Origin of the sequence: Nocardiopsis sp. B62, from assembly GCF_018070675.1 — a bacterium.
GTDB classification, from domain to species: domain Bacteria; phylum Actinomycetota; class Actinomycetes; order Streptosporangiales; family Streptosporangiaceae; genus Nocardiopsis; species Nocardiopsis prasina.
The window spans coordinates 1-24,763 of record NZ_JAGPXK010000015.1 but is presented as its reverse complement, the minus strand read 5'-3'; the positions used below and the strand labels follow the sequence as shown (position 1 = coordinate 24,763).

Below are 24,763 nucleotides of genomic sequence, written 5' to 3'. Positions count from 1 at the left end.
GACGCCAACCGGCGTGTCATCCACGCGGTGGCACACCCGCGGCACGGGTTCGCACCGGTTGCGATGATTTGGGGTGATCACACACGTTCGTGACCGTGTGTGTCTGGGCAGGACCTGTGGGGCGCGACCCGAGGGAGCAGCCCATGGCGCACATGACCACCGAAGACGTCCACGACTACATCAACGGTGTCTGCTTCAAGACCGGACCACCCGGAAAGGTCGGGGCCGAGACCGAATGGCTGGTCACCGACCCCGAGCACCCCACCGCACCCGTCACCATCGACCGCCTCGCGGAGCTCATGGAGGCCTGTGGCCCCCCGCCCGCGGGAAGCCGGATCACCTTCGAACCCGGCGGCCAGATCGAACTCAGCTCGGCCGCACTCCCGGGACCGGCACGCGCCCACGAGGCCCTGGCCCGGGACCTGGACCACATCCGCAAGACCCTCGCCGACGCCGGACTGCACCTGGCCGAGACCGCTCTCGACCCGGTACGGCCCCCCGTCCGCCAGCTTCGTCTGCCCCGCTACACGGCCATGGAGCGGTTCTTCACCAACCGCCGCCAGCCCAGCGGGCACACCATGATGTGCAGTACCGCGTCACTCCAGGTGTGCCTGGACACCGGGGCCGACGCCGCCGACGCGCGCGCCCGCTGGGAACTCGTGCACCGGCTCGGACCCGTCCTGGTGGCCGCGTTCGCCAACTCCGCCGTGTGGCGCGGGCGGCCCACCGGCTGGAAGTCCACCCGCTGGGCCATCTGGGCGGCCACGGACGGCACGCGCACCCGACCGGCCCTGGAGTCCCACACCCACCCGGACCCGGCCACCGCCTGGGCCGAGTACGCCCTCGCGGCCAACGTCCTGGCCGTGCCGGAGATCCCCGGAGGGGGAGGGGAGTGGACGGCCGACCCGGGCATCACCCTGGCCGACTGGGTCGCCGGGCGGGGAGCCCGCCCGCTCACCCTCGCCGACCTGGAGTTCCATCTGTCCACGCTCTTCCCGCCCGTGCGCCCGCGCGGCTGGTGGGAGCTGCGCATGATCGACGCCCTGCCGCTGCGCTGGTGGCCGGTCCCGGTGGCGCTCGCCGCCGCGCTGCTCGACGAACCCCGTGCCCGCGCCGTCGCGGAGGAGGCCACCGAACGGCTCTGCCGGGACCGCCTTCCCTCCCCGGAACTGTGGCGGCGCTCGGCCAGCCTCGGGCCGGCCGACCCCGAGATCGACGCCTGCGCGCGGGTGTGCTTCGACGCCGCGGTGGAGGCGCTGCCGAGGATGGGCGCGGCCGGACTCGCCCACCTGGTGGACGCGTACGCGGAGCGGTACGTCCGACGCGGACGGTGCCCGGCGGACGCCGCGCTCGGGGAGCTGGTGCCCGAGCCGCGTGACGGCGCCGAGGACCCGGAGGGGGACCGGAGCGGCGTGCGCGCCGCGCACAGGGGAGGTTCGTCATGAGCCACGAACAGGACCGCGCCAAGGAGCGCATCGCCGCCGAACTCGACCGGAGCAGGCGGCGCAGCAACGGGCTGACCCTGGACTCCCTGGACGACGAGGACCTGCTCACCCAGCACTCCCCGCTGATGTCCCCGCTGGTCTGGGACCTGGCGCACATCGGCAACTACGAGGAGCAGTGGCTGCTCAGGGCAGCCGGGGGACGCGAGGCGCTGCGTCCCGACATCGACGGTCTGTACGACGCCTTCGAGAACCCGAGGGCCGACCGGGTCGCCCTGCCGCTGCTGCGCCCGGACGAGGCCCGTGCGTACAACGACCGGGTGCGCCGGGAGGTCCTGGACACCCTCGAATCGGTGAACCTGGAGACGGTGCCCGCCCCCCGGAACTCGGGGGAGCGGTCCCTGCTGGAGGCCGGGTTCGTGTTCCACATGGTGATCCAGCACGAGCACATGCACGACGAGACCATGCTCGCCACCCACCAGCTCCGCCGCGGCGCCCCCGTGCTGCTGGAGGAGGAGCCCGGGGTCGCGCTGTCGAGCCCGCCCCCGGCGGAGGAGGTCCTGGTCCCCGCCGGGCCCTTCACCATGGGGACCGACGACGACCCCTGGTCCTACGACAACGAGCGCTGCGCTCACACCGTGGACCTGGACGCCTACTGGATCGACACCGACCCGGTCACCAACGCCGCCTACCTGCGGTTCGTCGCTGACGGCGGCTACCAGGACCCGCGCTGGTGGACCGAGGAGGGATGGGAGTGGCGCCAGCGGCGCGACGCCGAGGCGCCCGCCTTCTGGAACCGGGACGGCGACGGCTGGTCCCGGCGCCGGTTCGGCCGGGTCGAGGAGGTGCCGCCGGACCAACCCGTCCAGCACGTGTCCTTCCACGAGGCCCAGGCCTACGCCCGATGGGCGGGCAAACGGCTCCCCACCGAGGCCGAGTGGGAGAAGGCCGCCCGCTTCGACCCCGCCACCGGGCGCTCACTCCGCTTCCCCTGGGGCGACGCGGAACCCACCGGCCACCACGCCAACCTCGGCCAGCGCGCGCTCGGGCCGCACCCGGTGGGCAGCCACCCCGAGGGCACCTCACCCCTGGGGGTGCGTCAGCTGATCGGAGACGTGTGGGAGTGGACCTCCACGACGTTCCACGGCTACCCCGGGTTTGCCGCTTTCCCCTACCGGGAGTACTCGGAGGTCTTCTTCGACGACGGTTACAAGGTCCTGCGCGGAGGTTCCTGGGCCACCCACCCCACGGCGGTCCGTTCCACCTTCCGCAACTGGGACCACCCGATCCGACGGCAGATCTTCAGCGGGTTCCGCTGCGCACGCGACGCGGGCCGCGACTGATGTGCCGTCACCTCGCCTACCTGGGGCCGCCGCGTACCCTGCACGAACTCCTGTACGCGGCGCCCCACTCACTGCACGTGCAGTCCTGGGCCCCGCGACAGCAGCGGTACGGGACGGTCAACGCCGACGGGTTCGGTGTCGGCTGGTACCCGGAGGGGACCGAGACCGCCGAGCCGCTGCGGTACCGACGCGCCATGCCGATCTGGGGTGACTCCTCCTTCGCCGACGCCGCCAGGGCCATCGGGTCCGGGTGTGTGCTCGCCGCGGTCCGCGACGCCACCGTCGGGTTCGGGTCGGAGGAGTCCGGAGCCCAGCCCTTCCGCGCTGACCGCCTGCTGTTCAGCCACAACGGGGCGGCCCGGGACGACCAGGCGCTCCTGACCGGAATGGCCGCGCCCTTCCCGCCGGACGCCCTGGACGCCCGCGCGCCGGTGGACTCCGCCCCGCTCTTCGCGCACGCCGTGCGGACCTGGCGGACCTCGGGCGACCTCACCGACGCGCTCGCATCGGCGGTGCACCGCTCCCGGGAACTCTCCGAGGGGCGGTACAACCTGCTGGCCAGCGACGGAGAGGTGATCGTCGGGACCACTGCGGGGGACACCCTGTACACCCTGCGCCGGGACGAGGGCGTCTGGCTGGCCTCCGAACCCTTCGACGACGGGCGCGGTTGGCGACAGATCCCCGAGAACTCCGTGGTCGTGGCCACCCGCGAGGGCACCGACGTCCGGCCCCTCGGCTGAGCTCAGGCACGCACGCCACTGGTATCACCCGCCCCGGGTACATCCGTAAGGGACACAGGAGGCACCATGTTCCGGATTGACCGAAACCTGACCGCTGACGAGCTCGACAAGGCCCTGCGCACCGACGTCGCCGAGGGGCTCACCGCACGCCCCAAACAACTGCCGCCCAAGTGGTTCTACGACGAACGCGGCAGCGGGCTCTTCGAGGACATCACGCGGCTTCCGGAGTACTACCCGACTCGCGCCGAACGCTCCATCCTGGAGACGCACGCCGACGAGATCGCGGAGGCCTCGGGCGCCGTCGCCCTCATCGAGCTCGGCTCCGGGGCGGGGGTCAAGACCCGGCTCCTCCTGGACGCCATGCGACGCCAGGGGGAGCTGACCAGGTTCGTGCCCGTCGACGTCAGCGGGGAGTTCCTCGCCGCCTCCGCGCGCCCGGTCGTCGACGACTACCCCGGCCTGGACGTGCACGCGGTGGTGGGGGACTTCGAGCACCACTTGGGCCTGCTGCCGGTCAGCGAGAGCGGGCGCCAGCTCCTGGCGGTGCTCGGCTCCACCATCGGCAACCAGGAACCCGGACCCCGCGACTCCTTCCTCCGCGACATCCACGACGTGCTGCACCGGGGGGACTCCCTGCTGCTCGGCGCCGACCTGGTCAAGGACCCCGCCCGCCTGGTGGCTGCCTACGACGACTCCCAGGGGGTGACCGCCGCCTTCAACCGCAACGTGCTCTCGGTGATCAACCAGCAGCTGGGCGGCGACTTCGACCCCACCGCCTACGAGCACCTCGCGGTGTGGAACGCCGAGTGCGAGTGGATCGAGATGCGCCTGCGCGCCCGCTCCGCGCAGCACGTGCGCGTCGCCGACCTCGACTTGGAGGTGGGCTTCGCCGAGGGCGAGGAGATGCGCACGGAGATCTCCGCCAAGTTCCGCCGCGAGGGACTGGCCGCCGAACTCGACGCCGCGGGGTTCGACCTCACCCACTGGTGGACCGACGCGGAGGGGGACTTCGCGCTCACCCTGGCCACCGTGCGCTGAGTGTCAGGAGCCCGCCAGGCCGCCGATCAGCGAGCCCACCGTGTAGGTCACCAGCATGGCGAACGACCCGCCGAGCACGCACCGCAGCGCGGCGCGCAAGGGCAGGGCGCCGCCCATCCGCGCGCTGATCGCGCCCAGCAGACCCGTGGCCACCAGCACCGCGACCACCGTCACCGCCAGACGCCAGGCGTCCGGGCTCAGCAGCATGGCCAGGAGCGGGATCATCGCGCCCAACAGGAAGGAGAACATGCTCGCGAACGCGGCCTGCCAGGGGTTGGCCCGGTACCGGTTCAGCCCCAGCTCCACCTCCACGTGGGCGCTCAGGGCGTCATGGTCGGTGAGCTCACGGGCGACCCTGCGGGACAGCTCCTCGCTGAGTCCGCGCTCCCGGTACATCCCCGCCAACTCCTCCAACTCGCCCTCGGGGTCGTCGGAGAGCTCCCGCCGCTCATGGGCGATCGCCGCCCTCTCGGTGTCCCGCTGCGTGCTCACCGAGACGTACTCGCCCGCCGCCATCGACAGGGCGCCCGCGAGGGTCCCGGCCACTCCCGCGACCAACAGGGTCTCCCGGTGCGGGGTGGCACCCGCCACGCCCACCACGAGACCCGCCGTGGAGACGATGCCGTCGTTGGCGCCCAGAACAGCCGCACGAAGCCCGTTCAACAGCGACCCCAGCCGCTTCTGCGAGCGTTCCGTGTTCTGCTCCATGGGGTCAGAGTGACACGTGTGACTCGCCCCGACCCGCCTCACCACGCCGGATTCCGCTACGCTCGTGCCGTGTTCAAGGTAGGAGTTTTCGGCGCCGATGGGCGCATGGGGTCAGAGGTCGTCAAGGCGGTTCAGGCCGCCGACGACATGGAACTTGTCGCGGGCGTGGACAGCGCCGACGATCGTGAAGCGGTGCTGGGGGCCGACTACGTCGTCGACTTCACGCACCCCGACGTGGTGATGGACAACCTCGCGTGGCTGATCGACCACGGGATCCACGCCGTCGTCGGGACCAGCGGTTTCGATGAGGCCCGCCTGGCGAAGGTGCGCGCCCTCCAGGAGGCCAAGCCGGGGGCGAAGGTGCTCATCGCACCCAACTTCGGCATCGCGGCCGTCCTGATGATGCACTTCGCGAAGAAGGCCGCGCCCTACTTCGACTCCACGGAGATCATCGAGCTGCACCACCCGAACAAGGCCGACGCTCCCAGCGGCACCGCCTACCGGACCGCCGAGCTCGTCGCCGAGGCCCGCCGTGAGGCCGGGACCGAGCCGATGCCCGACGCCACCACCTCGGAGATCCCCGGGGCCCGTGGCGCGGACGTCGAGGGCGTCCGCGTGCACGCCCTGCGCATCCAGGGCCTGATCGCCCACCAGGAAGTCGTGTTCGGCACCGACGGCGAGACCCTGAAGATCCGCCACGACTCGATGAACCGCACCTCGTTCATGCCCGGAGTCCTCCTCGGCATCCGCAGGACCGCAGAGCTTCCCGAGCCCCTCACCCTGGGCCTGGAGCCGATCCTGGGCCTGGACTAGCCATCTGACCAATGAGGGGGACCACCATGAGGGTGGTCCCCCTCAGTCATGTCCCGTCCCAGCAGGGCGCACACAGTCCCAGCCATCTCGCCCTGGACACCGGTGGGACCATCCCCGCATGCGCGGGGAGCACTGCTCCAGCTCCCCCGTGACCTTGCTGACGTGGGGACCATCCCCGCATGCGCGGGGAGTACACCAATTCGAGAGGGCCCGTGGCCCGACCCCGGGGACCATCCCCGCGTGCGCGGGGAGCACCGGAGCCGCCGGAGGCGTGCGGCCCCCTCGGCGGGACCATCCCCGCGTGCGCGGGGAGCACTCGAGCACCGGCCGACCGCCGTCCGCACCGAGGGGACCATCCCCGCGTGCGCGGGGAGCACAGATCAGGAGAGTTCGCGATGCGATGGACAATGGGACCATCCCCGCGTGCGCGGGGAGCACCGAGAACGCCCGTCTGCCGAAAAGTTATTCGTGGGACCATCCCCGCGTGCGCGGGGAGCACAGGACCAGCCGGGAAGCGTCCTGCCCTCGGTCGGGACCATCCCCGCGTGCGCGGGGAGCACCCTTTTTCACCTGCAAACTTACCGATGGCAAGTGGCCATTTTTGTAACTTCTCGAGAAACGGACATTTCCACCTTCCCTACGGCTACGCGCCTCGGCGGCAGGTGAGGAAGATCTGGACCTCGGGGTGGGCGCCGTCGGGGGAGTAGGTGACCACGCGCTCGTCCTCGATGATGAGCCCGGCCCGCTCCACGACCTCTCTCAGTTCGTCGCGGGGGTAGCCGGACACCCGGATCTCGTTCCCCAGGAAGGAGATGGGCTGGTCGTCCAGGTCGGCCTCGACCATCGACAGGCACACCAGGCCGCCGGGGACCAGCGAGGCGCGCACGCGGCCCAGGGCCTGCGGGATGCGCCCCTTGGGCAGGCAGAGCAGCGAGAAGAACGCCACGATGGCGTCGTACGAGCACTCCACCGGGTCCAGGTCGACGATGTCTGCCCGGCGGAACGTCGCCTCGGGAACGTTCTGACGGGCGAGCGCGATCATCTCCTCGGAGATCTCGAAGCCGGTCACCTGGGCGCCGGAGCTGACCAGCTGGCGGGCCGTGGGCAGGCCGGTCCCCGAACCGAGGTCGAGGATCTGCGCGTTCGGTGGCAGCAGACTCAACAGCCTGCGAACGCAGTCCTCCTGGCCTTCCTTGTTGGGAAAGGCCTCGTCGTAGCGTTCTCCGATCGTGTCGAACGCGCGCGCCTGGCGGGCGTTGCGTTCGGCCCAGGCCACCGGGTCAGGGGCGAGCTCGAGGGGATCGGTGGGGTGGTCGCTCGGCACGGTTCTCCAAGGGGGTACATAGGCGGGGCAGGCATCGTAACCGGAGCGGGGTCCGGAGGCGGGTCGCTCAGGTCGGCCCAGGCAGGACGGCGTGTCCGTGTTCCAGGTAGACCAGACCTCCACCGTGGTCGTCCACCGAGACCGCCGCCCTCATGCGCCGGGCCGTCCCTTCGGCGAGGTAGTCGAAGAGCCGATCGGGCGGGACCCACTCCCAGCCGGACAGTTCGTCGGGCGGCAGCCGGAAGTCGGTGTGCGGGACGTCCACCCGGAACAGCCACTGGTAGGCGGCCGTGCGGGGTGGTCGGGACGGCACCCAGTCCACCACCAGCGGGGCCCGTACGTGGGCGGTCAGCCCCAGCTCCTCGGCGATCTCCCTGCGGCAGGCGGCCACCGGTGACTCCTCGGCCTCCATGATCCCGCCGGGGACGCCCCAGGGCCTCTCGGGGTCGTACACGCGCCGTACCAGGAGCACGTCGCCCGAGGCCGAACGGATGAGTCCGCCGGCCGCTCCCCGGGTCGCGGGCAGGTTCGCGAAGAAGTCCTCGTCGCTCTGGTCCACCCGACGACCCTAACCCGCCTAGCCCAGGGCGAGCGCCACCGAGAACAGCACGCCGAAGGCCATCTGGAGCTTCCCTGTCTCGCCCAGGCCCAGCACCAGGTCACGGCCGACCTGACCGCCCAGCACCCGGCGCAGCGGCGGCACCGCCAGCGGCGCGGCCAACAGGACCAGCGGCACCCACCAGGACACCGTGGTCAGCACGAGGGCGACCACGAAGGACGCCACGATCATCCCCGCGTAGAGGCGTCGGGTGCCGCTCTCGCCCAGGCGCACGGCCAGGGTGATCTTGCCGGTCTCCCGGTCCGTGGGGATGTCGCGCAGGTTGTTGATCACCAGCACCGAGCACGAGAGGAGACCCACCGGCACCGACGCCACCCAGGCCTGCCAGGGCAGCGTTCCCATCTGCACGAACACCGTGCCCACCACGGCCACGACGCCGAAGAACACGAACACGGAGATCTCGCCCAGGCCCCGGTATCCGTAGGGGGTGCGCCCGCCGGTGTAGTACCAGGCGGCGGCGATCGCGGCCGCGCCGATCAACAGCAGCCACCACGAACTGGTCGCCACCAGCACCAGGCCGACCACACCGGCGAACGCGAAGCTCCCCAGCGCGGCGGCCAGCACCTGCTTCGGAGCGGCGAGGCGGCTCGCGGTCAACCGGGTCGGGCCGGTGCGCTCCTCGGTGTCGGTGCCCTTGACCCCGTCGCTGTAGTCGTTGGCGAAGTTCACGCCCACCTGGAGAGCCATGGACACCACCAGGGCGAGCAGGGCCTTCCACCACACGAAGCCGCCCAGGGAGAAGGCCAGCGCTGTGCCGACCGCCACCGGGACGATCGAGTTCGGAAGCGTGCGGGGGCGTAGCCCCGAGACCCATTCACTGACCGTGGCCACGCGCCGGTCCTCCAGATTCGAGACGTTGACACGCCGAGGGGCGCGCCGGACAACTACCCAACGGTAGTGCCTGGCCGCCGCGCCGCCGAACTACTCGGAGACGGTCGCGTGCAGCCGCACCATCGGAAGGAGCCGACCCATGTCGATCTCCCGCCTGGCCCCGTCGGCTCGCCACCCCGAGGCCTCGAAGAACGTCCGCAGCGCGTTCTCCTCCTCCGGGACCCACACGTGCACGGTGCCGAACCCGCCCTCCACCAGGTGGTCCACGCACGCGTTCACCAGGCGGCTGCCGTGTCCCTGCCGCACCCTCTCCGGGTCCACGTGCAGCGCGAACACCTCCGCGTCCTTGGCTGGCCACAGGTCCGGGTCCCCGGCCGGGCCGAACGCCGCGAACCCGACCACGGTGCGCACCCCGCCGTCCTCGTCGGTCGCCACCACCAGCCGGTGCCTGGAGGTGGGCGGCGACTCCAGCGCCGCCGTCCACTGCTCACGGAAACTCTCCCGCGCCTGGGCACCCGAGAGCTCCTCGGCCACCTCGGCGGGCAACAGCTCCCCGTACACCGACCGCCACGACGTGACCTGGAGGTTCACCACCGTGTCCACATCGGCGGCACGGGCGGGACGGACGAACTGCGCACTGGACACGAGGGGGCCTCTCGGTTGGATCCGGACCGGCGTGCGCGGGTGTGCGACACGCCGGACGAAAAGATCACCCACGCCGGAGTTTCCGGACCTTGCACCGGCATGGGAACATCTACGTTGTGAGCCTCATTATCAGAGTTATCGCGAACGCGCTGGCCCTTTGGGCCGCTGTCCTCCTTGTCGACGGGATCGACGTCACGGCGCAGGACACCGTCGGTCAGGTCGTCGTCTACCTCGTGGTCGGCGCGATCTTCGGCGTGGTCAACGCGGTCATCAAACCGATCGTCAAGACGGTCGGCTGCCTGTTCTACGCCCTGACCCTGGGTCTGATCGGGCTGGTGGTGAACGCGCTGCTGTTCATGCTCACCGCGTGGATCGCCGGGCTGTTCGACGTCCCCTTCCACGTGGACGGGTTCTGGCCCGCCTTCTGGGGAGCCATCGTCGTCACCATCGTGAGCTGGGTGGTCAGCATGTTCCTGCCCGACGGCAGGGACGACTGAGACACGCCCGAAACGACCCCCGCGCGCCGTCTTCCGACCACGGTGATCCCGGGCCCCGTCCGAGCGACGCGGGCCCGGTGCGGGTAGGTTCACACTTCCGGGCACCGGTCGAGCGCGTAGGCTCCAGGTGACCTGGTCGGTCACGACCGGGACGGTCCCTCACCTCAACCCACGAGGACGGGGTCCGAACCGGCCACGCTCCAGCGCACTCCCACGTGCGAGGAGCACACAGACTTTCCCGCTTCCGGTGGCCCGCGTTCACCGGTCGCGGTGACGGACGCTCAGCGCCGTCTTCACCCGTAGCACGGAGGAAAGCACCCGGCTCGGGACACGCACCTGTTTCACGCACATGGAGAGGAGGAAGGGCAACCCAGGGCCCCGACGCCTTTCGGCTGGGGCCCGAGAGCCTTTCAGACACGATGGTGGAACCCAAGAACCGCCCGTTCGGCAAGATGTTGACCGCGATGGTCACCCCGATGCTCGAAGACGGGGAACTCGACTACGACGGCGCCGCCCGACTCGCCACCTACCTGGTGGACGAGCAGCACAACGACGGTCTGGTCATCAGCGGCACGACCGGTGAGTCGCCCACGACCAGTGACGACGAGAAGGACCGCCTGCTGCGCTCGGTGGTCGAGGCCGTCGGCGACCGCGCCCAGATCATCGCGGGCGTCGGCACCAACGACACCCGCCACAGCCTCAAGCTGGCGAGGGCCGCCGAGAAGGCGGGCGCGCACGGCCTGCTGGCGGTCACGCCCTACTACAACAAGCCCCCGCAGGAGGGGCTGATCCGGCACTTCACCGAGATCGCCGACACCACCGACCTGCCGGTCATGCTCTACGACATCCCGCACCGCACCGGGACGCCGATCGCCTCCGAGACCCTGGTCCGGCTGGCCGAGCACCCGCGCATCGTCGCCAACAAGGACGCCAAGGACAACGTCGGCGCCAGTTCCTGGGTCATGGAGCGCACCGACCTGGCCTACTACTGCGGCACCGACATCCTGAACCTGCCGCTGCTGTCCGTCGGCGCGGCCGGTTTCGTGAGCGTCGTCGGCCACATCGTCGGCAGCGACCTCAAGGACATGATCGACGCGTTCGAGGAGGGCGAGGTCGGCCAGGCGCTGGCCATCCACCGCCGCCTCACCCCGGTCTACACCGGCATGTTCCGCACCCAGGGTGTCATCACGACCAAGGCGATCCTGAACCTCTTCGGGCTCCCCTCCGGTCCGGTCCGCACCCCGCTCGCGGACGCGTCCTCCGAGCTCCAGGCCCTGCTGCGCGAGGACCTGGCCGCCGCCGGGGTCAAGGGCCCCATCGGGCTCGCCCCGCACCAGGCCGTGCCCGCCAGCGCCGTGCGCGTCGAACGTCTGACGGAGGGTTCCGTATGAGTCACCCGCACCCCGAACTCGGTCCGCCCCCGCCCCAGGGCAAGGGCGTCCTGCGCATCGTCCCGCTCGGCGGGCTCGGTGAGATCGGCCGCAACATGACGGTCTTCGAGTACGACGGCCGTCTGCTCATCGTCGACTGCGGCGTGCTCTTCCCCGAGGAGGAGCAGCCCGGCGTCGACCTGATCCTGCCGGACTTCGACTACATCCGGGACCGTCTCGACGACATCGAGGCGATCGTGCTCACCCACGGGCACGAGGACCACATCGGCGGCGTGCCGTTCCTGCTCCGTGAGCGGGCCGACATCCCGATCGTGGGCTCCAAGCTCACCCTGGCACTGATCAGCGCCAAGCTCGGCGAGCACCGGATCAAGCCGGAGACCGTCCTGGTGGAGGAGGGGGAGCGACACGACTTCGGCCCCTTCGACCTGGAGTTCTTCGCGGTCAACCACTCGATCCCGGACGCGCTCGCCGTGGGCATCCGCACGCCCGGCGGCACGGTACTGCACACGGGCGACTTCAAGATGGACCAGCTGCCGCTGGACAGCCGCCTCACCGACCTGGCCGGGTTCGCCCGGTTCGGTGACGAGGGCGTGGACATCCTGCTGTCGGACTCCACCAACGCGGAGCAGCCCGGGTTCGTCGTCAACGAGCGCAACCTGACCGAGGCCATCGACAAGGTGTTCCGGCAGGCCAAGAAGCGCATCGTCGTGGCCTGCTTCGCCTCGCACGTGCACCGCGTCCAGCAGGTCATCGACTCCGCGACCGCGCACGGCCGCAAGATCGCGTTCGTGGGCCGCTCCATGGTCCGCAACATGAACATCGCGCGCGACCTCGGCTACCTGAGCATCCCCGGCGACACCATCGTCGACGTCAAGCAGCTCGACAAGATGCCCGCCGACGAGGTCGTGCTGATCTGCACCGGCTCCCAGGGCGAGCCCATGGCGGCCCTGAGCCGCATGGCCAGCCGGGACCACCAGATCCGCATCGAGGAGGGCGACACCATCCTGCTCGCCTCGTCGCTGATCCCGGGCAACGAGAACTCGGTCAACCGGGTCATCAACGGTCTCACCCGCTGGGGCGCCAAGGTCGTGCACAAGGGCAACGCGCTCGTGCACGTGTCCGGCCACGCCTCCGCCGGCGAGCTGCTGTACGTGCTCAACATGGTGCGTCCGCGCAACTTCATGCCGGTGCACGGCGAGTGGCGGCACATGCGTGCGCACGCCGACTTGGCCAAGCTCACGGGCGTGCCGAGCGACCGCATCGTCATCGCCGAGGACGGCGTGGTGGTGGACGTGTACAAGAACCGCGCCAAGATCGTCGGTGCGGTGCAGGCCGGATATGTCTACGTGGACGGCTCCTCGGTCGGCGACGTCACCGACGCGGCCCTGAAGGACCGCCGCATCCTCGGCGAGGAGGGCTTCATCTCCGTCGTCGTCGCGGTGGACTCCAACTCCGGGAAGATCCTCGGTGACCCCGAGATCCACACCCGGGGCGCAGGCATGGGCGCCGCGGCCTACGACGACGTCATCGACAAGATCCAGGACGCCCTGGACAAGGCGGCCTCCGACGGGGTCAACGACCCGCACCAGCTGCGTCAGCTCATCCGCCGCAGCACGGGGCGCTGGGTCAACGAGACCTACCGTCGTCGCCCCATGATCATCCCCGTCCTGGTCGAGGTCTGACCGTAGGGGAACCCTGGAACGGCCCGAGGCGCGCAGGCGCTCTCGGGCCGTTCCTTTGTGCACCTCCGCCTCGCTCGGGTGCGTGGTGGGCTGCCGATCGGACACCCCTGGCGGCTGGGACCACGGTCGAGCCGGAAACCCCCTCAGCGCGAACATGCGGGCCGCGACACGCCGGGTGCGCTTCGTGCCCCGGGCTGGACGGCTTAGTAGGCTTCCCGCCGTGCCGGGCAGCTGTGCCCGCGCCTCGGAATCGAACCCGTCCCCGGTGGAGGTGACCCCCGATGGCCACGCGTGCCTCCTCAGGTGGTGCTGGGCGCAAGAAGCCCGCCGCACGCAAACCCGCGGCGAAGAAGCGCATGCCCGACGGGCCCATCGCCTATGTGGTCACGCTCTTCGGCCAGTTCCTGCTGGTGGTGTGGAAGGTCATCGCGCACACGGTGGGCGGGGCGGCCCGCGCGGTGGGACGCAGCGCGCGCGGTCTCGACCCGGACCTGCGCCGCGACGGGATCGGTCTGATCCTGCTGGCCCTGGGCATCCTCGTGGCCGCCGCCGTGTGGTGGCAGAGCGAGGGCCCGCTGCTGGAGGCGACCCGCTTCGTGGTGGTCGGCGGCTTCGGCACCTTCTCCCCGATCCTGCCGCTGCTCTTCCTGCCCATCGCGGTCAAGCTCATGCGCACCCCCAGCACCAGCAAGGAGGGCGACGCGGGACGGCTGTTCATCGGGGTCACCGCGATCATGCTCGGCCTGCTCGGGCTCATCCACATCGCCCACGGCATCCCGCAGCCCGTCGACGGCATCGAGGGGCTCCAGGACGCGGGCGGTGTCATCGGCTTCGTCGCCTCCGGCCCGCTCAGCTCGGTGGTCACCCCCTGGATCACCGGGCTCCTGCTGGCCCTGATCCTGGTCTTCGGCATCCTCGTGGTGACGGCCACCCCCATCCGTCGCATCCCGGACCGTCTCCAGACCCTGTTCGGCGCCCTCATGGAGCGCGACGCCGGCCCCGACGCCGGGATCGGACTCCTCGGCGCGGACCAGGAGACCAAGCCCAAGCGCAAGCGCAAGCCGAAGGCGCAGACCTCCGAGGCCCAGACCGTCGCGGGGGACCACGAGCGCCCCTACGACAGCCCGGTCCTGCCCAGCGAGCCCGACAAGGGGACGATCGCCCCCGCCCTCACCGACGAGGAGGAGGCCGAGGCGGCCGCGGCGAAGAAGCCCGCACGCAAGAAGGCCAAGGCCCCGACCCCCGACCCCACGCCGCCGCCGGTCACCACCGAACAGCTCTCGATCCCCTCCCGTGTGGTCGAGGGCGACTACGAGCTGCCCGCCCCCGCCATGCTCAAGCCGGGTACCCCGGTCAAGCCCCGCACCCAGGCCAACGACGACGTGGTCGCGGCCCTGAGCGGGGTCATGCAGCAGTTCAAGATCGACGCCGAGGTCACCGGGTTCACCCGGGGGCCGACCGTCACCCGGTACGAGATCGAGCTCGGCCCGGCGGTGAAGGTCGAGAAGGTCACGGCGCTGTCCAAGAACATCTCGCTCGCGGTCAAGAGCGCCGACGTGCGCATCCAGTCGCCCATCCCCGGCAAGTCCGCGATCGGTGTGGAGATCCCCAACACCGACAAGGACATAGTGAGTCTGGGCGACGTGCTGCGCTCCCCGGCGGCCACCTCGGACGACCACCCCATGCTGGTGGGCCTGGGCAAGGACGTCGAGGGCACCAACGTCGTGGCCAACCTGGCCAAGATGCCGCACGTGCTGGTCGCGGGTGCCACCGGCGCCGGTAAGTCCACCTGCATCAACGGGCTCATCACGTCCCTGATGATGCGCGCCACCCCCGACGAGGTGCGCATGATCCTGGTCGACCCCAAGCGGGTCGAGCTGACCATGTACGAGGGCATCCCGCACCTGATCACACCGATCATCACCAACCCGAAGAAGGCCGCCGAGGCCCTCCAGTGGGTGGTGGGGGAGATGGACCGCCGCTACGACGACCTCGCGGCCTCCGGGTACCGGCACGTCGACGACTTCAACGCCGCCGTGCGCACCGGGGAGCTCACCGCCCCGCTGGGCAGCGAACGCGTCTACGAGCCCTACCCCTACCTGCTGGTGATCGTCGACGAGCTCGCCGACCTCATGATGGTCGCCCCCCGCGACGTCGAGGACGCGGTCGTGCGCATCACCCAGCTGGCCCGCGCGGCCGGGATCCACCTGGTCCTGGCCACCCAGCGCCCCAGCGTCGACGTCGTCACCGGACTGATCAAGGCCAACGTCCCCTCTCGGCTGGCCTTCGCCACGTCGAGCCTCGCGGACAGCCGCGTCATCCTCGACCAGCCCGGCGCGGAGAAGCTGGTCGGCAAGGGCGACTCGCTCTTCCTCCCGATGGGTGCGGGCAAGCCCATCCGCCTCCAGAACGCCTGGGTGGCGGAGAAGGAGATCCGGGGGATCGTCGACCACTGCAAGAAGCAGTCCGAGCCCAGCTACCGCGAGGACGTCGCGGTCGTCGACACCAAGAAGAAGGAGATCGACGAGGACATCGGCGACGACATGGACGTCCTGCTCCAGGCGGTCGAGCTGGTCGTCACCACCCAGTTCGGGTCCACGTCGATGCTCCAGCGCAAGCTCCGGGTCGGTTTCGCCAAGGCGGGCCGCCTGATGGACCTCATGGAGAGCCGTGACGTCGTCGGCCCCAGCGAGGGATCCAAGGCCCGCGACGTCCTCGTGCAGCCCGACGAACTCGCGGCGGTCCTCACCGACATCCGGGGTGGATGAGAGCGAACCCACGCCCGTGACGCCCGATTTGGCTCGTTCTTGAGGCCTTCATGGGGCGTGGTGACCTGCGTTGTCCGTGTCCTGGTAGCAGAGTGGGTAGACGTAGGCACAGACAGTCGCGGGGGGAGTGCGCATGGCGACGATCGGCCAAACCCTGTCCGCCGCACGAATCGCGGCGGGTTGCTCCTTGGAGAACCTGAGCACACGTACACGCATCCGTATGCAGGTCCTGAGAGGTATCGAGAACGAGGACTTCGTCCCCTGTGGTGGGGACTTCTATGCTCGCGGGCACATCCGGAGGATCTGCAAGCTCTTCGGCCTGGACCCCGAACCGCTCCTGGAGGAGTTCGAACGGGAACACGCCTCGCCTGAGAAGGCGGCCTTCATCCCCCTGCCCCGGCACCCGTCGGCACAGCCGAAGGCGACCAGGGTCGCCGCCGCCCAGGGGGGACGGGCCCACACCGGGACCGACGAACACGAGGCGCCCGAGAGCGCCCCGCGCAGTTTCGGGGACGAGGGAGCGGACCCGGAGCAGCGGGCGGAGAACTGGAACCACTTCGAACGCAACCAGCGCCTCGCCCGGCCGCCTCGGCGCAACCGGCCCAAGGGGGCGCCGGCCACGACCGGAGCCGTGCCGGAGCCGCGCCCGGCCGGCAGGCACAGCAGGCCGCAGAGCCCGCCTCCCGGACCCGGACCGGGAGCCACCCGTGCCAACAGGCCCCGGAGCGGTGTCAGCGGCACCCGGACACGCCGCGTGGAGGCCGTCCGGAGGCACTGGCCCTGGGCCGTGGTCGGACTCATCCTGATCGCCGCCGTGTTCGTGGGCGTGCGCACCTGGCAGGGCTGGGACGAGGGCAACCCCGTCCGGACCGCCTTCGAGTCGGCGCGGGCGAGCGGCGATGAGGGGGTCGACTCGGCGCTGCGACCGAACGACGCCCCGCCTGTTCCCGTCGAGCGCGCCGAGGCCGCCGAGGACACGGCACCCGTCGAGGCGGAGCCGGTCGAGTTCACGGTCTCCTTCTCTGCCGCCGAACGCAGCTGGATCGAGGTCAGCGAGGTCGACGGCGAGGCGCTCTTCACCGGGTTCCTCCTTGAGGGAGAGGACCGGGAGTTCACCACCGAGGAGCCGCTGAACCTGTGGGTCGGCAACGCGGGCTCGGTCAGCGTGGCCGTGGACGGCGAGGACCACGGCCCCAGCGGACAGATCGGTGAGGTCCGGGAGGTCACCATCGGAGCCGAGGGCCTGGAGGACTGACGGGCGCCTCAACGGCGCGGCTCGGCACCACGGGAGACGAGGCCGGGGTACGGGCGGGTAGGTCAACCACGGTAGTGTGGGGGGCTGCGGGCGGCGACATTCGACGCCTTCGTGCGAGCACGACCCGACCGGTACCCCGGCCTTCGGCCGCGCCGCGCCCCGCAGTACCCGTAGCTCTCCCACACGCTTGGAAGCCATGTCATCGCGCCGTACTGTCTCACTCGTCACCCTGGGGTGTGCGCGTAACGAGGTCGACTCCGAAGAGCTCGCCGGACGCCTTGCCGCTGGCGGCTGGGACCTCGTCGACGACGACACCAAGGCCGACGTGACCGTCGTCAACACCTGCGGGTTCATCGACGCCGCCAAACAGGACTCGATCGAGACCCTGTTGGAGGCGGCCGAGGGCGGCGGGAAGGTCATCGCCGCGGGCTGCATGGCCGAGCGCTACGGTTCCGAGCTGGCGGAGGCCCTCCCCGAGGCCAACGTCATCGGGTTCGACGACTACGCGGCCATCACCGACCGGCTCGACGACGTCGTGGCAGGTCGCACGCTGGTGCCGCACGACCCGCGCGACCGCCGCACCCTGCTGCCGATCAGCCCCTCCGAGCGCGACGCCTCCCAGGTCCACGTGCCCGGGCACGCCGCCTTCGCCGACGCCGAGGGCGCCGAGGGCACCGAGCTGCCCTACCGCGTCGCCACCCCGCGCCGCCGCCTCACCGGCGGCCCGGTCGCCAACCTCAAGATCGCCTCCGGCTGCGACAGGCGCTGCACCTTCTGCGCCATCCCCGCCTTCCGTGGCGCCTACATCTCCCGCCAGCCTGACGAGATCGTCCGCGAGGCCGAGTGGCTGGCCAGCGAGGGCGTGCGCGAGGTCTTCCTCGTCAGCGAGAACTCCACGTCCTACGGCAAGGACCTGGGTGACGTGCGGGCGCTGGAGAAGCTGCTGCCGCGCCTGGCCGCCGTGGAGGGCCTGGAGCGGGTCCGGGTCAGCTACCTCCAGCCGGCCGAGGTCCGCCCCGGCCTGGTGGACGTGCTCACCAACACCCCCGGTGTGGTGCCCTACTTCGACCTCTCCTTCCAGCACGCCAGCGGCCCGCTCCTGCGCCGCATGCGTCGCTTCGGCGACCGCGAGCGCTTCCTGGAACTGCTGGAGACCGCCCGCAAGGGCGCCCCGGAGGCCGGTGCGCGCTCCAACTTCATCGTCGGCTTCCCCGGCGAGACGGAGGAGGAGTTCCAGGAGCTGGTGGCCTTCCTCAGCGAGGCCCGCCTGGACGCCATCGGCGTCTTCGGCTACTCCGACGAGGACGGCACCGAGGCCCTGAACCACGAGGGGAAGGTGGCCGAGGAGGTCGTCCAGGAGCGCGTGGACACCCTCAACCGTCTGGCCGAGGAGCTCATGGTCCAGCGGGCCGAGGAGCGGATCGGCACCGAGGTGACCGTCCTGGTGGAGACCGTCCTGGAGGACGGCGCCTACGAGGGCCGCGCCGAGCACCAGGCCCCCGAGGTCGACGGCAGTACCATCCTCTACGGCGAGGGCCTGGCCGTCGGCGACCTCGTGCGCGCCACCGTCATCCAGTCGATGGGGGCCGACCTCGTCGCGGAGCAGGACGGGGAAGCCGCCGACAGATGAGCACCAACGACCCCGCGGCCTCGCCCGCCCCCCAAGCTCCACTGTGGAACATCGCGAACATCCTCACGATGAGCCGCCTGGTCATGGTGCCGGTCTTCGTCTGGTTCATGTTCCTGGACGGGCTCGGCTGGCAGCTCGCCGCTTTCGCCGTCTTCGTGATCGCCGCCATCACCGACCGCGTCGACGGTGAGCTGGCCCGACGCCGGAACCTCGTCACCGACTTCGGCAAGATCGCCGACCCCATCGCGGACAAGGCCCTGACCGGAGCCGCGCTGATCGTGCTCTCCATCCAGGGCGACCTGTGGTGGTGGGTCACCATCGCCATCCTGCTGCGCGAGTGGGGGATCACCGCCCTGCGCTTCGCGGTGCTGCGCTACGGCGTCATGCCCGCAAGCAGCGGAGGCAAGCTCAAGACCGTCCTCCAGATCGTGGCGATCAGCATCTACCTGTTCCCGCTGCAACTGCTGCCCTTCACCGACGTGTTCACCTGGATCGCGCACGGAGTCATGGCGGCCGCCCTTGCCGTCACGCTCTGGACCGGCCTGACCTACGTGGCCGACGCCGTCCGCCTCGTGCGCGCCAAGGGCGCGAGCGGCGGGGAGTAGGGCCGTGGACCCGGCGGGGGAGGAGACCACGATCGGGGGAGAGGCGCTGGAGGCCGCACGGGCCGCCCACCGCGCCCTTCTGGAGGCCGGGGCCACCGTCGGCACCGGCGAGTCCCTCACCGGCGGGCTGATCGGCGCCCACCTGACCGCCGTCCCCGGCGCCTCCGCCACCTACCGGGGCGGGGCCGTCACCTACGCCACGGACACCAAGGCGTCCGTTCTGGGGGTCCCCGAGGACCTCCTGGCCGAGCACGGGGCCGTCCACCCCGACGTCGCCGTCCACATGGCCCGCGGGGCACGCCGCCTCACCGGAGCCGACTACGGGCTCGCCGTCACCGGCGTGGCCGGGCCCGAGCCGCAGGACGGACAGCCCGTGGGGACCGTCTACGCGGCGGTCGCGGGACCAGGCTCACACACCCGGGTTCTCCGGTTCAGTTTCACCGGGGATCGTTCGGGTATCCGCCTTGACACGGTCGCGGGTGCGCTGAGGCTCCTGCGGACCGCCGTTCGCGGGGACGTGACGGGAGACACCCGGGCCTGATCCCTCCGGCTGGTCCACCTCCCCCCGGGGTAGGGGAACAAAACCACCCCCGGGCATGGTTCCCCCTCCAGCGAACAGGACGGCAAGAGGTGCCCGAATTGGGCGTGGGGCAGGTACGGTGTTGTATATGAAGGTCGTTACCGGTGGGAGGGAGCGCGAATGATGGTCCTGCTTCGTCACCTACTTGGTGACGTGCTCAGGCGGCTGCGTCAGCGCCAGGGTCGCACCCTCCGTGAGGTGTCGGCCGATGCACGGGTCTCCCTCGGATATCTGTCCGAGGTCGAACGGGGACAGAAGGAAGCCTCTTCCGAGCTGCTTTCCTCGATCTGTGGGGCCCTCGGGGTCCCGCTCTCACAGGTCCTCAGGGAGGTCTCCGACCAGCTGGCCCTGGCCGAGCTCCAGGAGGCCGCACTGCTGGGCGACGCGGTCACCACCGACCCCGTTCCCGCGCAGGACCTCGGCATCGCGACCGTACCGGATCGTGTTCCCCAGGTCGCCGACATGGCCGGTGTGTGACACCCGGCCCCACGCGCTCACACCAGCGCGGACCCTAGTCCGCGTTCAGGAAGCCGGTCACCCCTCGGGGTGACCGGCTTCCTGTGTGCTGGGCGGCGCCCCAGGCGGGGCGTTTCCGTCACCTGTGGGTGTGGTTGACCCAGGACTCGGGGTCCTCGGCCAGCACGCGCACCTGTTCGGGAAGTTCGTTGGTGACCAGGTGCTGGAGGTTGACCCCCTCCAGGATGGAGCGCTCACTGGCGCGCAGGGCGATCCACACCTGTTGCAGGCTGCGGGCGGCCCCGTCGTAGTCGACGTGCTCGGGGCGTTCCCCGCGTACGTTGGCGAGCGGTCCGTCGACCGCTCGGATGATGTCGGCGAGGGAGATCTCCGCCGCTGGTCGGGCGAGCCAGTAGCCGCCAACGGGGCCCCGTTGGCTGCGTACCAGACCGGCACGCCGTAGCTGGGTGAGGATGTTCTCTAGGAATTTTCCGGGGATGGCCTGCGCGCGTGCGAGCTGCTCGGCCGTCACCGGACCGTCGCTGGCGACAGCGAGCTCTGCGGCCGCGCGAAGCGCGTAGTCGACCCGGGCTGAAAGGCGCATGCTGTGATTATGCCGTGGTTAGAAGGGCGAATGGGGCACCGGGCGCCGACGAGTGTTGCCGACGGCCGGGATGCTACACGCCAAGGGTACTTCTCCTACCGGCTTTCGAGGACATGGGTGATGTTCGCCATCGTGTCGGAACCGGAGAAGACCCTCGGCCCGGTCCCTGGAGGAGCGGTGGGGACCGGGCCGAGGCCGGGCGTACGGGGTGGGGCTCTGGGAGGGGCGGTGGACGGTCGTCCTACCCGGCGGCCTCCAGCGCGCCCGTGGAGCCCAGGAGCTCGGCGGCGCTGAGCCCGTTGACGTGGGCGGCGCCGTAGGTGCTCACGTAGGCGCCGCAGTCGGGGCGCCAGATGGGCAGGCCCATCTCCACCACCACGGCCTTCGGGCGGGCGCTGAGCAGGGCGTTGACGAACGCCTGGGCGGTCGGGTACCGGTGGGCGTCGCGCACCACGACGACCAGGTCCCGGTCGGAGGCGGCGGCCAGCACGGCGGCGGGCTCGTCGGCCTCGGGTGTGACCCGGACGGTGTCGCTGAACCACGGGCCCAGGCCCCACGGCACGTCGCCGACGGCCACACCGGCGGGGGCGTCCACCTCGACCACGTAGGGGTTCTCCAGCGGCGGGATGTCGCCGTCCACACGGGTGGCGCGACGGGCCCCGGTCAGGCCGACCCGCTCGGTGTCCCCGGAGTCCGCGCGGTTCTCCGCCGAACTCCTGATCCACTGGCGCAGTCGGGCGTTGCGGTCCGCAGCCTCCTCCAAACGCTCGCCGGACAGGCGTCCGTCCCCGACGGCCTCGACCAGCGCGGTGCGGACCTGCGCGACCTGGTCGGCGTACACGAACCGGCCCAGGCACAGGAGGTCGCACCCGGCGGCCACGGCGAGCACGCTGGCCTCGGGGATACCGATCTCACCGCTGACCCCGCGCATGTCCATGGCGTCGCTGACCACGACCCCGTCGAACCCGAGTTCGCCGCGCAGCAGGTCGTTGAGCACGGCCTGGTTGAGGGTGGCGGGGCCGTCGCCGCCGCCCAGACCGGGCAGCTCGATGTGCGCGGTCAGGATGGAGCGGACACCGGCGTCGATGGCGGCCCGGAACGGCAGCAGTTCGCGACGGTGAAGCAGGGCCGCGTCGGCCTCCACACGGGGCAGGGTGTGGTGCGAGTCCTGGGAGGTGGCGCCGTGGCCGGGGAAGTGCTTGGCGCACGCCGCCACCCCGGCCTCCTGGAGGCCCCGCACGGAGGCGGCGGCGTGGCGGGCGACCAGCTCGGCGTCGGCCCCGAAGGAACGGGTGCCGATCACCGGGTTGTCGTCGGCGACGTTGACGTCCACCGAGGGGGCCAGGTCCAGGTTGAAGCCCAGGCCGGAGAGCTGCTGGCCCAGCGCGCGCAGGGTGGCCCGGGTGAGGTCGGGGTCGTCCACCGCGCCCAGGGCGGCGTTGCCGGGGTAGTCGCTGCCCCGGGCCTGGCCGATGCGGGTGACGTCACCGCCCTCCTCGTCCAGGGAGATCAGCGGGGTGTCCGTGGCCTCGCACAGGCTCGCGTTGAGCGCGGTGACCTGCTCGGGGCTCTCCAGGTTGTTGTGGAAGAGACAGACGCCGGAGATCCCGTCCGCCAGCCCGTCCAGGATCCATCGGGGGGCATGGAGGGACTCGAAGGGCACCAGCAGCGTGGCGTTGGCCAGACGCTCCAGGGTCGGGTCGTGCGGCATGACGAACTCCGTTCGGTGAGCAAGGGTGCCCATGGGAGGGCAGACGCGTAGCGGGGATGGTGTGGTGTGACGGCGGTGGTGTCGGGCGGTCAGCCCTTGACAGCCCCCATGGTCAGGCCGGAGACCATGCGGCGCTGGACGAAGAGGAAGAAGATCATCACCGGGATGGTCAGCAGTGTCGAGGCGGCCATGATCGGACCCCACTCCGTGCCGAATCGGCCGAAGTAGTACGAGAGGGTCAGCGGCAGCGTGTAGTTGTCCGTGCTCCGGCCGAGGAAGGTCAGGGCGACGATGAACTCGTTCCACGCCGTGATGAACGCGAAGATGCTGGCGGCGACCAGACCGGGTGCGACGAGCGGCATGAGGATGCGCCAGAAGATGGTCCAGCCGCTGGCGCCGTCGATGGCCGCGGCCTCCTCCAGCTCCTTGGGGACCGCGGCGACGAAGCCCCGCAGCATCAGGATGGTGATCGGCAGGGACACCGCGGTGTAGACGATCAGCAGCCCGGAGAGGTTGCCGAGCAGTTGCAGGCCGGTGGCTTCCGAGAGCGACCGGAAGTTGATGAAGATCGAGATGATCATCGCTTCCATCGGCACCATCTGGATGACGATGAGCAGCATGATGAAGGCGGAGCGGAGCTTGAACCGGAACCTGGCGACGGCCACCGCCGCCAGCAGGGAGAACAGGGCCCCCATGGTCACGGCGCCGAGGGTGACCAGGAGGCTGTTGGCGAGGAAGGTCCCGAAGCTCACCCCGGGGATCAGCTGGCCGTTGATCACCCGGTCGAAGTGGTCGAGCGTGGGCGCCTGGGGGAACAGCCGCTGGTCCCGCGTGAAGATCTCGCCGGTCGGCTTGAAGGCCGTCGAGACCATCCAGTAGACGGGGAAGACCGAGAACACGAAGACGGCGATCCCGGCCAGGTACAGGGGGAGGTCGCGCAGGCGGCGCAGCGGGCTGCGGCGGTGGACGCGCCGCGGGCTCCCGGGGCCGTTGGAACCACCGGACGAGGAGCCGTGGGTGGCGGCGGCGGTCGTGGTCCGGACTGTCTTGTCGACGGCGGTCATCGGGTCTCCCCCTGGCGGATCATGATGCGCAGGTAGTACGCGGTGACGGCGAGGATCATGACGGTCATGACCACCGCGATGGCGGAACCCATGCCGTAGTTGGCCGGGCTGGCGCTGAACCCCTGCTGGTAGATGTAGTAGGAGAGCAGGTAGACGTCCTTGTTCTGGAAGCTGTTCGCCAGGATGTACAGCTGCGTGAACACGCGCAGGTCCCAGATGATCTGGAGGACCAGCAGCAGCGCGAACAGCGGCCGGAGCATCGGGAAGGTGACGTTCCAGAACGACTTCCAGGCGTTCGCGCCGTCCATCCGGGCGGCTTCGTAGAGCTCGGACGGGATGCTCTTGAGCCCCGCGAGCACCGACACCGCGACGAACGGGAACGACTGCCAGACGATCACCATGATGAGGATGCTGAACAGCGAGAGCGGTTCGAGGAACCAGTTGTACTGGAGCCATCCGTCGCCGACCAGCCAGTTCGGGAGGCGGTCGAGGACGACGTTGACCAGGCCGCGCTCGGGCAGGAACAGCCACCGGAAGACCAGCGACGCGCTCAGAGCCGGTGTGGACCAGGCGAGCATCATGCCGATGGCCACGAAGGTGGAGAACCACTTGGGCAGCTTGTGCAGCAGGATGCCGATGAGCGTCCCCAGCACCATGGTGATGCCGACCATCAGGACGCAGACGACGACCGTGTTGCGCAGGATCGACCAGAACGAGGGGTCGGTGAGCAGGCTCTGGTAGTGAGCGAAGTTGTTCCACTCCGGACCCGGCTGGTTGGGCATCAGGTTGCGGGTGGTGAAACTCGTGAACGAGTACCAGACCATCTGCACGATCGGCCAGAGCAGGACGACCGCGAGCAGGATCACCGACGGGATGATGAGCAGGTACGGGATGGGCTTCGGCCGCCTGGTTCGGGCGGGGGCCTGACCCACGGCGTCGTCCGGTTCGGCTGACGCTTTGTCGACGGTTCTCGGCATCGGCTTCTCAATCGGGGCGGGTTCGACCGTGGGGGGCGGG

Annotated in this window: 23 protein-coding genes and 1 CRISPR repeat array; of the genes, 14 read left to right on the top strand and 9 right to left on the bottom strand. The window is 70.5% G+C overall.

Annotated features, from left to right (window positions below):
* Positions 1 to 143: 143 nt before the first annotated feature.
* The 4 genes from egtA (at position 144) to egtD (ending at position 4,563) form a co-directional block, all read left to right on the top strand.
* Positions 144 to 1,445, top strand: a complete 1,302-nt coding sequence (gene egtA / locus KBX21_RS17025; protein ID WP_210842499.1) for an ergothioneine biosynthesis glutamate--cysteine ligase EgtA — start codon at positions 144 to 146, stop codon at positions 1,443 to 1,445.
* Positions 1,442 to 2,785, top strand: coding sequence for an ergothioneine biosynthesis protein EgtB (egtB, locus tag KBX21_RS17020; RefSeq protein WP_210842498.1), 1,344 nt, complete (start codon positions 1,442 to 1,444; stop codon positions 2,783 to 2,785). The genes egtA and egtB overlap by 4 nt, the downstream gene beginning before the upstream one ends.
* On the top strand, positions 2,785 to 3,525 hold the full coding sequence (egtC, locus tag KBX21_RS17015) for an ergothioneine biosynthesis protein EgtC (RefSeq protein ID WP_210842497.1): 741 nt from the start codon (positions 2,785 to 2,787) through the stop codon (positions 3,523 to 3,525). Before egtB ends, egtC begins: the two co-directional genes overlap by 1 nt.
* Before the next feature lie 66 nt (positions 3,526 to 3,591).
* On the top strand, positions 3,592 to 4,563 hold the full coding sequence (gene egtD, locus KBX21_RS17010; protein ID WP_210842496.1) for an L-histidine N(alpha)-methyltransferase: 972 nt from the start codon (positions 3,592 to 3,594) through the stop codon (positions 4,561 to 4,563).
* 3 nt (positions 4,564 to 4,566) lie between these two features.
* Here the strand turns inward: egtD and KBX21_RS17005 are convergent, their stop codons facing one another.
* Entirely contained in the window at positions 4,567 to 5,271 is a 705-nt protein-coding gene (locus KBX21_RS17005; protein ID WP_049571582.1) for a VIT family protein, read from the bottom strand.
* Positions 5,272 to 5,340: 69 nt separating this feature from the next.
* Here KBX21_RS17005 and dapB point away from each other — a divergent pair, with 69 nt between their 5' ends.
* Positions 5,341 to 6,084, top strand: a complete 744-nt coding sequence (gene dapB, locus KBX21_RS17000) for a 4-hydroxy-tetrahydrodipicolinate reductase (RefSeq protein WP_082206388.1) — start codon at positions 5,341 to 5,343, stop codon at positions 6,082 to 6,084.
* A 104-nt stretch (positions 6,085 to 6,188) separates the two neighbouring features.
* A CRISPR array of direct repeats spans positions 6,189 to 6,644; the repeat unit is 29 nt; unit sequence GGGACCATCCCCGCGTGCGCGGGGAGCAC.
* 83 nt (positions 6,645 to 6,727) lie between these two features.
* On the opposite strand, the gene KBX21_RS16995 is transcribed toward dapB, so the two are convergent.
* The 4 genes from KBX21_RS16995 to KBX21_RS16980 all read right to left on the bottom strand — a co-directional run bounded on the left by KBX21_RS16995 (position 6,728) and on the right by KBX21_RS16980 (position 9,503).
* Positions 6,728 to 7,408, bottom strand: coding sequence for a class I SAM-dependent methyltransferase (locus tag KBX21_RS16995; protein ID WP_210842495.1), 681 nt, complete (start codon positions 7,406 to 7,408; stop codon positions 6,728 to 6,730).
* 67 nt (positions 7,409 to 7,475) lie between these two features.
* Positions 7,476 to 7,967 (bottom strand): NUDIX hydrolase, encoded by a 492-nt coding sequence (locus tag KBX21_RS16990; protein ID WP_210842494.1) that lies wholly within the window; start codon positions 7,965 to 7,967, stop codon positions 7,476 to 7,478.
* An 18-nt stretch (positions 7,968 to 7,985) separates the two neighbouring features.
* Positions 7,986 to 8,858 carry a 1,4-dihydroxy-2-naphthoate polyprenyltransferase gene (locus KBX21_RS16985; protein WP_210842493.1) on the bottom strand — a complete coding sequence of 291 codons (873 nt, stop codon included), beginning with the start codon at positions 8,856 to 8,858 and terminating at the stop codon, positions 7,986 to 7,988.
* Positions 8,859 to 8,948: 90 nt separating this feature from the next.
* The gene (locus KBX21_RS16980; protein ID WP_049571603.1) at positions 8,949 to 9,503 is read right to left on the bottom strand and encodes a GNAT family N-acetyltransferase; all 555 of its coding nucleotides are present in this window, start codon (positions 9,501 to 9,503) and stop codon (positions 8,949 to 8,951) included.
* Positions 9,504 to 9,619: 116 nt separating this feature from the next.
* Here KBX21_RS16980 and KBX21_RS16975 point away from each other — a divergent pair, with 116 nt between their 5' ends.
* From KBX21_RS16975 to KBX21_RS16935, 9 genes are all read left to right on the top strand, one after another.
* A complete protein-coding gene (locus tag KBX21_RS16975; protein ID WP_049571606.1) occupies positions 9,620 to 10,000 on the top strand; it encodes a phage holin family protein in 381 nt (126 codons plus the stop codon).
* Positions 10,001 to 10,419: 419 nt separating this feature from the next.
* Entirely contained in the window at positions 10,420 to 11,391 is a 972-nt protein-coding gene (gene dapA, locus KBX21_RS16970; protein ID WP_049571609.1) for a 4-hydroxy-tetrahydrodipicolinate synthase, read from the top strand.
* Positions 11,388 to 13,073, top strand: a complete 1,686-nt coding sequence (locus tag KBX21_RS16965) for a ribonuclease J (protein ID WP_049571613.1) — start codon at positions 11,388 to 11,390, stop codon at positions 13,071 to 13,073. Before dapA ends, KBX21_RS16965 begins: the two co-directional genes overlap by 4 nt.
* A 281-nt stretch (positions 13,074 to 13,354) precedes the next feature.
* Complete coding sequence (locus tag KBX21_RS16960) at positions 13,355 to 15,841, top strand: DNA translocase FtsK (RefSeq protein ID WP_210842492.1); 2,487 nt, start codon at positions 13,355 to 13,357, stop codon at positions 15,839 to 15,841.
* Between the two features lie 133 nt (positions 15,842 to 15,974).
* Entirely contained in the window at positions 15,975 to 17,096 is a 1,122-nt protein-coding gene (locus KBX21_RS16955) for a helix-turn-helix domain-containing protein (protein ID WP_199776553.1), read from the top strand.
* 196 nt (positions 17,097 to 17,292) lie between these two features.
* Positions 17,293 to 18,726 carry a 30S ribosomal protein S12 methylthiotransferase RimO gene (rimO, locus tag KBX21_RS16950; RefSeq protein WP_049571621.1) on the top strand — a complete coding sequence of 478 codons (1,434 nt, stop codon included), beginning with the start codon at positions 17,293 to 17,295 and terminating at the stop codon, positions 18,724 to 18,726.
* Positions 18,723 to 19,331: a CDP-diacylglycerol--glycerol-3-phosphate 3-phosphatidyltransferase gene (gene pgsA / locus KBX21_RS16945; protein ID WP_049571624.1), complete on the top strand. Its 609-nt coding sequence runs from the start codon at positions 18,723 to 18,725 to the stop codon at positions 19,329 to 19,331. The genes rimO and pgsA overlap by 4 nt, the downstream gene beginning before the upstream one ends.
* Before the next feature lie 4 nt (positions 19,332 to 19,335).
* Positions 19,336 to 19,872 carry a CinA family protein gene (locus KBX21_RS16940; protein ID WP_210842491.1) on the top strand — a complete coding sequence of 179 codons (537 nt, stop codon included), beginning with the start codon at positions 19,336 to 19,338 and terminating at the stop codon, positions 19,870 to 19,872.
* Positions 19,873 to 20,031: 159 nt separating this feature from the next.
* Positions 20,032 to 20,388, top strand: coding sequence for a helix-turn-helix domain-containing protein (locus KBX21_RS16935; protein ID WP_049571632.1), 357 nt, complete (start codon positions 20,032 to 20,034; stop codon positions 20,386 to 20,388).
* 118 nt (positions 20,389 to 20,506) lie between these two features.
* On the opposite strand, the gene KBX21_RS16930 is transcribed toward KBX21_RS16935, so the two are convergent.
* From KBX21_RS16930 to KBX21_RS16915, 4 genes are all read right to left on the bottom strand, one after another.
* Positions 20,507 to 20,971, bottom strand: a complete 465-nt coding sequence (locus tag KBX21_RS16930) for an Rrf2 family transcriptional regulator (RefSeq protein WP_026129576.1) — start codon at positions 20,969 to 20,971, stop codon at positions 20,507 to 20,509.
* Positions 20,972 to 21,212: 241 nt separating this feature from the next.
* Positions 21,213 to 22,682, bottom strand: coding sequence for a glycoside hydrolase family 3 protein (locus KBX21_RS16925; protein WP_210842490.1), 1,470 nt, complete (start codon positions 22,680 to 22,682; stop codon positions 21,213 to 21,215).
* Between the two features lie 89 nt (positions 22,683 to 22,771).
* On the bottom strand, positions 22,772 to 23,746 hold the full coding sequence (locus tag KBX21_RS16920) for a carbohydrate ABC transporter permease (RefSeq protein WP_049571638.1): 975 nt from the start codon (positions 23,744 to 23,746) through the stop codon (positions 22,772 to 22,774).
* The gene (locus KBX21_RS16915; RefSeq protein WP_049571641.1) at positions 23,743 to 24,723 is read right to left on the bottom strand and encodes a carbohydrate ABC transporter permease; all 981 of its coding nucleotides are present in this window, start codon (positions 24,721 to 24,723) and stop codon (positions 23,743 to 23,745) included. Before KBX21_RS16915 ends, KBX21_RS16920 begins: the two co-directional genes overlap by 4 nt.
* Between the last annotated feature and the right edge of the window lie 40 nt (positions 24,724 to 24,763).

Excerpts from the sequence above, each read along its gene's own strand:
- KBX21_RS16930 (WP_026129576.1), bottom strand. The coding sequence starts at position 20,971 with ATGCGCCTTTCAGCCCGGGTCGACTACGCGCTTCGCGCGGCCGCAGAG.
- KBX21_RS16915 (WP_049571641.1), bottom strand. The coding sequence starts at position 24,723 with ATGCCGAGAACCGTCGACAAAGCGTCAGCCGAACCGGACGACGCCGTG.
- KBX21_RS16965 (WP_049571613.1), top strand. The coding sequence starts at position 11,388 with ATGAGTCACCCGCACCCCGAACTCGGTCCGCCCCCGCCCCAGGGCAAG.
- egtA (WP_210842499.1), top strand. The coding sequence starts at position 144 with ATGGCGCACATGACCACCGAAGACGTCCACGACTACATCAACGGTGTC.
- KBX21_RS16955 (WP_199776553.1), top strand. The coding sequence starts at position 15,975 with ATGGCGACGATCGGCCAAACCCTGTCCGCCGCACGAATCGCGGCGGGT.
- egtD (WP_210842496.1), top strand. The coding sequence starts at position 3,592 with ATGTTCCGGATTGACCGAAACCTGACCGCTGACGAGCTCGACAAGGCC.
- KBX21_RS16920 (WP_049571638.1), bottom strand. The coding sequence starts at position 23,746 with ATGACCGCCGTCGACAAGACAGTCCGGACCACGACCGCCGCCGCCACC.
- egtB (WP_210842498.1), top strand. The coding sequence starts at position 1,442 with ATGAGCCACGAACAGGACCGCGCCAAGGAGCGCATCGCCGCCGAACTC.
- KBX21_RS16960 (WP_210842492.1), top strand. The coding sequence starts at position 13,355 with ATGGCCACGCGTGCCTCCTCAGGTGGTGCTGGGCGCAAGAAGCCCGCC.
- rimO (WP_049571621.1), top strand. The coding sequence starts at position 17,293 with ATGTCATCGCGCCGTACTGTCTCACTCGTCACCCTGGGGTGTGCGCGT.
- KBX21_RS17005 (WP_049571582.1), bottom strand. The coding sequence starts at position 5,271 with ATGGAGCAGAACACGGAACGCTCGCAGAAGCGGCTGGGGTCGCTGTTG.
- dapA (WP_049571609.1), top strand. The coding sequence starts at position 10,420 with ATGGTGGAACCCAAGAACCGCCCGTTCGGCAAGATGTTGACCGCGATG.
- KBX21_RS16935 (WP_049571632.1), top strand. The coding sequence starts at position 20,032 with ATGATGGTCCTGCTTCGTCACCTACTTGGTGACGTGCTCAGGCGGCTG.
- pgsA (WP_049571624.1), top strand. The coding sequence starts at position 18,723 with ATGAGCACCAACGACCCCGCGGCCTCGCCCGCCCCCCAAGCTCCACTG.
- egtC (WP_210842497.1), top strand. The coding sequence starts at position 2,785 with ATGTGCCGTCACCTCGCCTACCTGGGGCCGCCGCGTACCCTGCACGAA.
- KBX21_RS16925 (WP_210842490.1), bottom strand. The coding sequence starts at position 22,682 with ATGCCGCACGACCCGACCCTGGAGCGTCTGGCCAACGCCACGCTGCTG.